General features: G+C 46.9%; 9 protein-coding genes. 6 read left to right on the forward strand and 3 right to left on the reverse strand.

Annotated features, from left to right (window positions below; all coding sequences use genetic code 11):
- Nucleotides 1-102 precede the first annotated feature (102 nt).
- The 3 genes from fbaA to ABDW16_RS24840 all read right to left on the reverse strand — a co-directional run bounded on the left by fbaA (nucleotide 103) and on the right by ABDW16_RS24840 (nucleotide 3,481).
- Nucleotides 103-1,170: a class II fructose-bisphosphate aldolase gene (fbaA, locus tag ABDW16_RS24830; protein WP_343673513.1), complete on the reverse strand. Its 1,068-nt coding sequence runs from the start codon at nucleotides 1,168-1,170 to the stop codon at nucleotides 103-105.
- A gap of 102 nt (nucleotides 1,171-1,272) precedes the next feature.
- Nucleotides 1,273-2,133, reverse strand: a complete 861-nt coding sequence (locus tag ABDW16_RS24835; protein WP_343673514.1) for a helical backbone metal receptor — start codon at nucleotides 2,131-2,133, stop codon at nucleotides 1,273-1,275.
- Complete coding sequence (locus ABDW16_RS24840) at nucleotides 2,123-3,481, reverse strand: pyridoxal-phosphate dependent enzyme (RefSeq protein WP_343673515.1); 1,359 nt, start codon at nucleotides 3,479-3,481, stop codon at nucleotides 2,123-2,125. Before ABDW16_RS24840 ends, ABDW16_RS24835 begins: the two co-directional genes overlap by 11 nt.
- A gap of 224 nt (nucleotides 3,482-3,705) precedes the next feature.
- Here ABDW16_RS24840 and bioD point away from each other — a divergent pair, with 224 nt between their 5' ends.
- From bioD to ABDW16_RS24870, 6 genes are all read left to right on the forward strand, one after another.
- Complete coding sequence (gene bioD / locus ABDW16_RS24845; RefSeq protein ID WP_343673517.1) at nucleotides 3,706-4,338, forward strand: dethiobiotin synthase; 633 nt, start codon at nucleotides 3,706-3,708, stop codon at nucleotides 4,336-4,338.
- Nucleotides 4,339-4,352: 14 nt separating this feature from the next.
- Nucleotides 4,353-4,934 (forward strand): 5-formyltetrahydrofolate cyclo-ligase, encoded by a 582-nt coding sequence (locus ABDW16_RS24850; RefSeq protein WP_343673519.1) that lies wholly within the window; start codon nucleotides 4,353-4,355, stop codon nucleotides 4,932-4,934.
- Nucleotides 4,935-4,937: 3 nt separating this feature from the next.
- Entirely contained in the window at nucleotides 4,938-6,005 is a 1,068-nt protein-coding gene (gene lpxK, locus ABDW16_RS24855; RefSeq protein WP_343673521.1) for a tetraacyldisaccharide 4'-kinase, read from the forward strand.
- A gap of 11 nt (nucleotides 6,006-6,016) precedes the next feature.
- On the forward strand, nucleotides 6,017-8,197 hold the full coding sequence (gene rnr / locus ABDW16_RS24860) for a ribonuclease R (protein ID WP_343673523.1): 2,181 nt from the start codon (nucleotides 6,017-6,019) through the stop codon (nucleotides 8,195-8,197).
- Nucleotides 8,198-8,231: 34 nt separating this feature from the next.
- A complete protein-coding gene (locus ABDW16_RS24865; RefSeq protein ID WP_343673525.1) occupies nucleotides 8,232-9,203 on the forward strand; it encodes a polyprenyl synthetase family protein in 972 nt (323 codons plus the stop codon).
- 69 nt (nucleotides 9,204-9,272) lie between these two features.
- Nucleotides 9,273-9,968, forward strand: a 696-nt coding sequence (locus ABDW16_RS24870; protein ID WP_343673526.1) for an amino acid permease, incomplete at its 3' end; no start/stop codon positions are given.

Consider the following 9,968-nt stretch of genomic DNA (forward strand, 5'->3'; position numbering starts at 1 on the left):
GGTTGACGGTCAGCTTTTTCTTTTTGAAGAGGCCCCTCCTGAAAAAGAAAAAGCTGGTAATCTTTAAATTACCAGCTTCCCTGAAATATATTTCCCTCAAAATCAGGCGTTCCTGCCGATGCAGTTCAAATCCTTAAACGCTTCTTCCAAACGTTTTACGAATGTTTCTTCACCTTTACGGAGCCATACACGAGGATCATAGAATTTCTTATTTGGCTTATCAGCACCCTCTGGGTTACCCAGCTGAGCCTGCAGATAATCTTTCTTAGCTTCATAGAAATCATGAACACCTTCCCAGAATGCCCACTGCATATCTGTATCCAGGTTCATTTTGATTACACCGTAACCCAGTGCTTCAGCAATCTGGTGCTTAGGAGAACCAGAACCACCATGGAATACATAATAAACTGGTTTAGCAGCAGTTTTGTGCTTAGCCTGGATGAAATCCTGGCAGTTCTTCAGGATTTCAGGACGCAGTGCCACGTTACCCGGAGAATATACGCCATGTACGTTACCGAAAGCAGCAGCTACTGTAAAACGGGTACCTACCTGAGACAGTTGCTCGTAAGCGAAGTTTACATCTTCAGGCTGAGTGTACAGCTTGGAGTTGTCAACGCCGGAGTTATCAACGCCGTCTTCTTCACCACCGGTTACGCCCAGCTCTATTTCGATGGACATACCCAGCTTGTTCATACGCTCGAAATATTTTTTAGAGGTCTCGATGTTCTCATGAATTGGCTCTTCGGAGAGATCCAGCATGTGGGAACTGTACAGTGGCTGACCAGTTTGTTTCTTAAATTCTTCACCCGCATCCAGCAGACCGTCGATCCATGGCAACCATTTTTTGGCAGCATGGTCTGTGTGCAATACAACTGGTACACCGTAGTATTTCGCTACTTCATGTACGTGTTTTGCACCGGAAATGCCACCTGCAATGTTTGCCTGCAACTTATCATTCGGCATTCCTTTACCCGCAAAGAACTGTGCACCACCGTTAGAAAACTGAATAATAACTGGTGAGTTTACTTTTGCAGCAGTTTCCAGTACAGCGTTTACTGTATTGGTACCTACCACGTTTACCGCAGGCATTGCCCATGCATTGTTCTTGGCATCATTGTACAGCGCTTCCAGCTCTTCGCCGAATAATACGCCAGCTCTGTATTTTCCCATAGCTTTCGGATTGTTTTACATTTAAGGACAGCAAATATAAGTACTAAATAACAAGTTTTATAGTGTTAGAATCATGTTTTCTAGGGTTTTATATGATATTCGTCAAAAAAAAGCCTGATTTTGGTAGAAAATCTCCCGAAAATAGGCTGCTGCACGCAAGATTCTACTGCCATACCAGCTGAACATTTCTCCGTCTACGAGCTGGACGGGGTGATCTTTGAAAAAAGAAAAATGAGTTTCTTTGAAAGGAAAAGGTTCGGAAGATAATAGAACTAATTGACAACCAGTATCTTTTAATTCTTCAAGGGAAATAACCGGGTACCGGGTCCTGTTTTTGAAAACATTCCCAAATCCACATTTTTCCAGCATGGCAGAGATAAAGGTATCCCCACCGGCTACCATCCAGGGATCTTTCCAGATAAAATAGGCTACTTTGGGAGGGATGACTGTTTGAAGCGCTTTTTTTTGAAGAACCGCAAAGGGTAGCTGCTCAAAGGCTGTTTTTATTGCTGCACAAATTTGCAAACCCTTTTCAGCCCGGTCAGTAATTGCACTCACCTGTGCGATCATTTCCAATGCAGTATCCAGGTCATGTACATCTGTTACCCACACGGGAAAATCTTTCATCAGTCTGAAAACCTGTTCCTGTTCATTCTCTTCTTTATTAGCGATAATCAGATCGGGTTGGAGTTGTCTGATCTGGTCTAGATGTAATTTTTTTGTGCCCCCAATGCGGGGCTTATTATTAAGTGGGTGAATGCAGAATTTGGTAACACCAATGATTTGTTCAGATAATCCAAGATCGAATAACAATTCCGTTTGTGAAGGAACAAGCGACACAATACGGCGGGGAGGAAAGGCGAACTTTACCTCCCTGCCAGTTTGATCTATATGCGGAACGTGAGAATTTGAAAAACTCCACTTTCCACTGTTTTCATCTATAGGCTGCATCTTAATTGCCAAGTGCCTGAATAATATCGTATTTGGTAATGATGTGTGCTTTTCCACTTTCATCTCTTGTAAGCACAGCACCATTTTCTTTGTTGATATAATAAGACAGTTTCTCTATCGGCGTATCCATTTTTACTTCCGGAAAAGCTGCCTGCATCACTTCTTTTATCTGGGCATCTTTTAAATTTACATCATCAATCAGGCGGTTGAAAAGACCACTTTCAGAAATAGATCCTACCACTTCCTGCTGGTGTAAAACAGGGATGTGTTCGATATCGTATTTCTTCATTTTGTTGATCGCTTCGCTTACTTTTTCTTCCTGCTCTATGGTAACCAGTGGCTGGTTGCGACGGCCATTCACCACGTCTTTCACCGTTTTTACATCGAGGAAACCTCTTTCCATCATCCACTGATCATTGTATACTTTACCTACATAGCGGCTGCCGGAATCGTGGAAGATAACGACTACAACGTCCGTAGGTTTCAATGATGCTTTCAGTTGTAAAAGTCCTGCAATCGCGGAGCCGGCGGAGTAACCTACGAAGATGCCTTCTTCTTTGGTAATGCGTCTTGCCATTACAGCGCCGTCTTTGTCCGTCACTTTGGTAAATGCATCAATTACACTCATATCGTAGTTCTGCGGTACGAAGTCTTCGCCGATGCCTTCGGTGATGTAAGGATAGACTTCGGTCATATCCAGTTCGCCTGTTTCAAAGTATTTTTTCAGGAGGGAGCCGTAGCTGTCTATGGCCCATACTTTTATATCCGGGTTCTTTTCTTTCAGAAATTTGCCGGTGCCGGTGATGGTACCACCTGTGCCTGTAGCCACAACAAGGTGGGTGATCTTTCCATCTGTCTGTTCCCATATTTCAGGACCGGTTTGTTCGTAATGTGCATCACGGTTAGCGAGGTTGTCGTACTGGTTCACATAGAAACTGTTTGGCACTTCGGTAGCCAGGCGTTTGGATACGGAGTAGTAGGAGCGGGGATCTTCGGGCTCTACGTTAGTTGGGCATACGATCACTTCGGCGCCTACGGCTTTGAGGATGTCTACTTTTTCTTTAGATTGTTTATCGGTGGTGGTAAAGATACATTTGTAGCCCTTGATGACAGCCGCGAGAGCGAGGCCCATACCTGTGTTGCCGGAGGTGCCTTCGATGATGGTACCGCCTGGTTTAAGTAAACCTTGTTTTTCTGCGACTTCTATCATTTTGACGGCCATACGGTCTTTGATAGAGTTGCCAGGATTAAAGAATTCTACTTTGGCAAAGACAGGGCAGGGAAGGCCTGCAGTAACGCGGTGGAGTTTTACCAATGGGGTGTTTCCTATTGTCTCAAGGATGCTGTTGCAAAACTTCATAACTATATTATATTGATCGGAGCGAAAATAAGATAATTGGGTGATTTAAATCAGCTTACCATTTTTGGCCTACGGCAGCAAGGAAGAGTTCTTAATTTTAGGCTTACGCCTTTTGGAACGAACCCCCTCCATCAGGCGCCAGCCTAAAAAAGAGAGAAATTACTTGCTGCCGCAGGCCACCCAAAAACTACTATATAATTAATATACAATATCTTTGCACAATTATGACAAACCGCATCTTCATCACCGGCATCGGCACCGGCGTAGGTAAAACCATCACCTCCGCCTGCATCACCGAATCCCTCCAGGCCGATTACTGGAAACCTATCCAAACCGGTCTGACCGAAGGTACCGATACCGACACCATCAAAAAACTCCTCACAAACCCAATTTCAAAATGCCATAAAGAAGCCTACCGCCTCCTTGAACCAGCCTCCCCGCACCTCGCTGCCAGGCTCGAAAACATTACCATCAATGTAAAAAGAATAAAAGAAATAGCTGATACCTACCAACCCGCCAACCGCCCCTTAATCATAGAAGGCGCCGGCGGCCTCATGGTACCTATCACAGAAACCACCTTTACCATCGACCTGATCCAGCAATTAAAAGCACAAGTCATCATTGTAGCCGGCAACTACCTCGGCTCCATCAACCATTCCCTGCTCACTGCCAAAGCCCTTCAACAGGCTCAGATCCCCGTGCTGGGCTGGGTCTTCAGCGGCGAAACGCATTCCAACGAAGACGAAGTCGTGGCCTGGTCCGGATTCCCTAAACTGGGCAGAATTCCTCAAACCAGCCTTATTGACAAGGCTTTTGTAAAGGAACAGGCAGAAAAGCTATCTTTACAGTTAAAATAACTCAGCGTATCATATTGTTAACAAAAAAGGATATACGCCGGGAGTTTCTTGAAAAAAGACTCAACACTCCCCCCGACCAGATTACCACGCTCAATGCGCAGTTGCTCGCTCAGTGCAGGCTCCTGGATTTCAGCCCTTACAGGCTGGCACACATTTTTCTACCCATCAGGGAAAAGAAAGAAGTGGATACGCACGCCCTTGTAGACTATGCCCGGACGCAATTCCCGGACCTTCAATGGGTAATTTCCCGTTCTAATATGGCCAATAGCACCATGTTGCATTACCTTTGGGAGCAAAACACCATACTGGAAAAGAACACCTATGGTATACCCGAGCCGCTGACGGGTACCCTCATCGCGCCATCTGAACTGGATCTGGTATTTGTACCACTTCTGGCCTTCGACATCGCTGGTCACCGCGTAGGCTATGGCAAGGGGATGTACGACCGCTTCCTGGAACAATGCCGCCCGGATGTCACTACCATTGGACTGTCTCTTTTTGACCCGGTGCCGGGCATTGCCGACATTGGTCCCTGGGATGTTCCGCTCCATATCGTGGTCACACCCACTACCATCTATCATTTCACAAAAAGCTGATGCATGCTGCAATATCTTAAGATCTTATTATATCCTTTCTCACTTTTGTACGGCCTGGTTATGTGGACGCGCAACCGGCTGTACGACAATAAAGTACTCAATGCCGTTGAATTTGACCTGCCTGTAATCGCCGTTGGCAACCTCTCTGTAGGGGGCACCGGCAAGACACCGCATGTCGAACACCTCATCCGCCTGCTCAAAGACCGTGTACACATCGCTACCCTGAGCCGTGGCTATAACCGCCGCACCAAGGGCTACCTGCTGGCAGATGAAAACAGCACTGCTTCTCACCTGGGTGATGAACCCATGCAGTTTCATCAAAAGTACCCGGATATCAGCGTATGCGTGGGCGAAGAAAGAATGCTCGCCATTCCCCAACTCCTCATGGAGCGCCCTGAAACGCAGGTGATCCTGCTGGACGATGCCTTCCAGCACCGCTCTGTAAAACCAGGTATGAACATCATGATCACCGACTACAGCCGCCGGTTTACCAAAGATCATGTGGTACCTTTCGGCCGCCTCCGGGAAGGACGTAAAGGATACGAAAGGGCCAATTGTATCATCGTATCCAAATGTCCGCCTCACCTTTCTGCAACAGAAAAAAACGCTATCAGGCAGGAAATCAATCCCTTGCCTGACCAACATGTATATTTTACAACCCTGCAATATGGTCACCTGTACGACATGTTCAGTGGCGCACCTATTACAATACCGGCAGATACAACCCTGCTGCTGGTAGCAGGCATTGCCCGCCCTGAACCACTCCTGCAGGAATTGAAAAGCAGCTACCGGGAGGTCTTCCTGCTGCCTTTCCCCGATCATTACTACTATGGAGTGCACGACCTTGATAAGATACAACGTGAACTCGGCAACCTGCCAGGGAACCATAAAATGGTGATTACCACCGAAAAAGATGCCGTGAGGCTGCAGCTCCTGGCCCCGCAACTCCGGGAGCGAAACATAACCATCGCCGTTATGCCGGTGGAAATATCTTTCCTGTTCGGGGAAGGAGATTCATTTAATAATTATATTTTTGATTACGTGGAACGGTTTGGAAGTAACCATGATTAAATGTTACGAGAATGACTAAAAAGAAAAAACCTCAAAAAGAAAAAGGCGCTAACAGCAGGGAAAAAGGCAGTAGCAGCCAAAAGAAAACCTACAATGGGACAGTAGAAATTACCCGTTCCGGCATGGCCTTCGTCATCGTCGAAGGTCAGGAAAAAGATGTACTGGTAAGACAGAAGAACCTGAACACCGCTTTAGACGGCGATGAAGTAACCGTAGATGTGATCAAACAGGGCAAGAACCTGGGACGAATGGAAGGGGTGATAACGGGGATTACTAAACGTAAGAAAACAGAGTTTACCGGCACCCTGCAGGTGAATAAGGGATTCGCATTCCTGGTACCTGACAAGGGCACCTTCATGCCGGATATATATATTCCAGCAAACGCGGTGAAGGACCTGAAAACCGGCGATAAAGCCGTAGTAAAGGTCGTGCAGTGGGGTGAAAAGACCCGCAAACCTGTGGGGGAGATTATAGAACTACTGGATGCCAGCGATACCAACGACCTGGCTATGAAAGAGATCCTCATCGAAGCCGGCTTCCCACTCAGCTTCCCTACTGATGTAATGCAGGAACTCCAGGCCATCAAAGAAGACATTGGCAATGCCGAAGTAAAGAAGAGAAAGGACTTTCGCAAGACCCTCACCTTTACCATCGATCCTGTGGATGCCAAGGACTTTGACGATGCCCTTTCTATCAAAAAGACCCGCGGGGGCTGGTATGAAATAGGTGTGCACATTGCAGACGTAAGTCACTATGTACTGCCGGATACCGCGCTGGACAAGGAGGCCGACAAACGCGCTACTTCCGTTTACCTGCCGGATCGTGTACTGCCTATGCTGCCGGAAAAGATCTCGAACGAGCTCTGTTCCCTGCGTCCGCATGAAGATAAACTGACCTTCTCTGCCGTATTCAAAATGAATGAGAAAGGGGAGATCAGGGAACAATGGATTGGCAGAACCGTGATCCATTCCGATCATCGCTTTACCTACGAAGAAGTACAGGAGATCATCGAAAAAGGCGAAGGCCCTTACAAAGAAGAAGTGCTGCTGCTCAATACCATTGCACAAACCATGCGTAAGGCACGTATTCAGCATGGGGCGATCAATTTCTCTTCGCAGGAAGTGCGCTTCCAGCTGGATGAACAGGCCCGGCCGATTGGCATCATGATCAAGGAGAGCAAGGAAGCCCACCAGTTGATCGAAGAATTTATGCTGCTGGCCAATAGAAAGATAGCAGAATATGTATACAATATCCGCATCGGCAATAATCAGCCGGTGCCGTTCCCATATCGTACCCACGATACGCCGGATGAAGAGAAGCTAAAAGTCTTCTCTGGTTTTGCAAGCAAATTCGGCCACAAGCTGGATCTGTCTAATTCTGATGCCCTGGCAAAGAGCTTCAACGCAATGTTGCAACTGGCAAAGGGTAAACCTGAACAGCACGTACTCGAAACCCTGGGGATCCGTACCATGGCCAAAGCCGTTTACCAGACGGAAGACATTGGCCACTATGGATTGGGTTTTGATCACTACTGTCACTTTACATCGCCGATTCGCCGTTATCCCGATGTATTGGTGCATCGTGTAGTAGCGCAGTGCCTGGCAAATGATATCCATGCTGACAAGAGGATGGATGCGAAGTGTAAGCACTCTTCCGAAATGGAGCGTAAAGCCATGGAAGCAGAAAGGGCTGCAAACAAATACAAGCAGGTGGAATACATGCAGCAGTTCCTCGGCGAGACATTCGACGGTGTGGTGAGTGGGGTCGCTCATTTTGGTTTCTGGGTAGAGACTGTAGATACCAAGTGTGAAGGATTGGTGAGCTTGCAGAACATCATGACCAGGGATGAGTTTAGGTACGATGAGAATGAATATGCACTGATAGGGATGAATACAGGTCGTAAGATCCGTATTGGAGATAAGGTAAAAGTACAGGTGGCTGCGGCGAACCTGGTGAAGCGCCAGCTGGATTATGAGCTGATCGAAGATGAGGATGCAGATATCTTTTCTGCACAGGGCAGGGTGGCACGTCAGCCCCGCAACCGTGGTGCAGAGCATCCGGGAGGTGCTCCTCGTGGCAAAAAGCAGCCTTCCAGTAAAAAGGGTGCGCCTTCCAAAGGGAAACCGGCTTCCGGCAAGAAGAAATCAACATCAGCAAAGAAGGGTGGCGGTGCTTCCCGTAAAAAGGCATAATTTCGACCCGATTCATAATTATTGACAAGATACCATGCATTCATTTCAGGAATTAACGATCCAGTTTGGAGAACATTTTGCGAAGGAACATTTTCCGGAAAAACCAAAGAAGCTGTACGATGCGGCCAGTCATATACTCAAAATAGGAGGGAAGCGCATCCGGCCTATACTGGCATTGATGGGCAATGAATTGTTTGATGCCATCCACCCCGATTCGTTCCAGGTAGGGACCGCGGTGGAGCTCTTTCACAACTTCACCCTCGTACACGACGATTTGATGGATAAGGCGCCCCTTCGCAGAAACCAACCAACCGTACATACACTGTATGGTGACACCGCTGCAATCCTGGCCGGAGATGTGATGCTGATCAATGTATATGAATACCTGAATAAGGTACAGCCACAGTATAAACAAAAACTATTAGCAGCTTTTAACAAGGCGGCGATCGAAGTATGCGAAGGCCAGCAGATTGATATGGACTTTGAAGAAATGGAGCCGGAGCATGTACAATACGATGATTATGTAAACATGATCGCACTGAAAACGTCCGTATTGCTGGCAGCCAGTCTGAAGATGGGCGCCATCATCGGGGGAGGCAGTGAATATAACCAGGAACACCTGTACCAGTTTGGTAAGAACGTAGGGATTGCCTTCCAGATCCAGGACGACTTCCTGGATGCCTTTGGAGATCCGGAGAAATTTGGGAAACAACAGGGGGGAGACATCTTAGTAAATAAAAAGACCTTCCTGCTGCTCAAGGCGCTGGAGCTGTGTAATGGAGCACAACGTACCAAACTGAAGGAGCTGCTGGCGACTAACCCCGGGGATAAGGTAGCACAGGTATTACAGTTATTCCATGACTGCCAGATTGATCAGTGGGCAGAAAAAGAGAAGGAGAGATTCCATGACCTGGCATTACAGCACCTGGACAGTATCGCCGTGTTATCTGCCAGGAAGAAACCGTTAATCGAACTGGCTGATTTCCTGTTAAAAAGGGAGCATTAATTTAATTTCAATATATTCGCATCATCGCTAAACCTAAGGAAGGTCAACAACAAAAAATATCACCACCAGATGTCTAAATCGCTGTTTCGAAAGAAATCCATTACTACTATACTGCAAGATGCACACGATGGTTTATCAGATGACGCACATGGTGGCGGGTTACATAAAGTACTGAAAGTAAAGGACCTGACTGCAATGGGAATTGCTGCCGTGATTGGCGCAGGTATCTTTTCAACAATTGGGGAGGCGTCGTATCATGGCGGCCCCGGGGTTTCACTGTTATTTGTTATCACGGCTGTTACATGTGGTTTTTCGGCTCTGTGTTACGCTGAATTTGCCAGCAGGGTACCGGTGTCGGGAAGTGCATATACATATTCGTATGTGACCTTTGGAGAGCTGGCGGCATGGGTGATTGGCTGGGCGCTGATCCTGGAATATGCCATCGGGAACATAGCAGTGGCGATATCGTGGAGCGGCTATTTCAATAACTTACTGACTGGTATAGGCAAGGCATTAGGAATGAACCTGTCCCTGCCACTGTGGCTAACGAGTAATTATGATAGTGCTACGCCTGAAATTTATGCAATAGCACCGCGCATAGCCGGTTTACCTGTAATACTGAATTTACCTGCTTTTATAATAGTTGTATTGGTAACTTATCTCGCTTATGTTGGGATCCGGGAGAGTAAGAAGAGTGCCAACTTCATGGTAGGACTCAAGATCGCAGTGATTCTCTTTGTCATTATAGTCGGTTCATTTTATGTA

It is taken from the genome of Chitinophaga sp. (assembly GCF_039596135.1).
In the GTDB taxonomy this organism is placed as follows: Bacteria; Bacteroidota; Bacteroidia; order Chitinophagales; family Chitinophagaceae; genus Chitinophaga.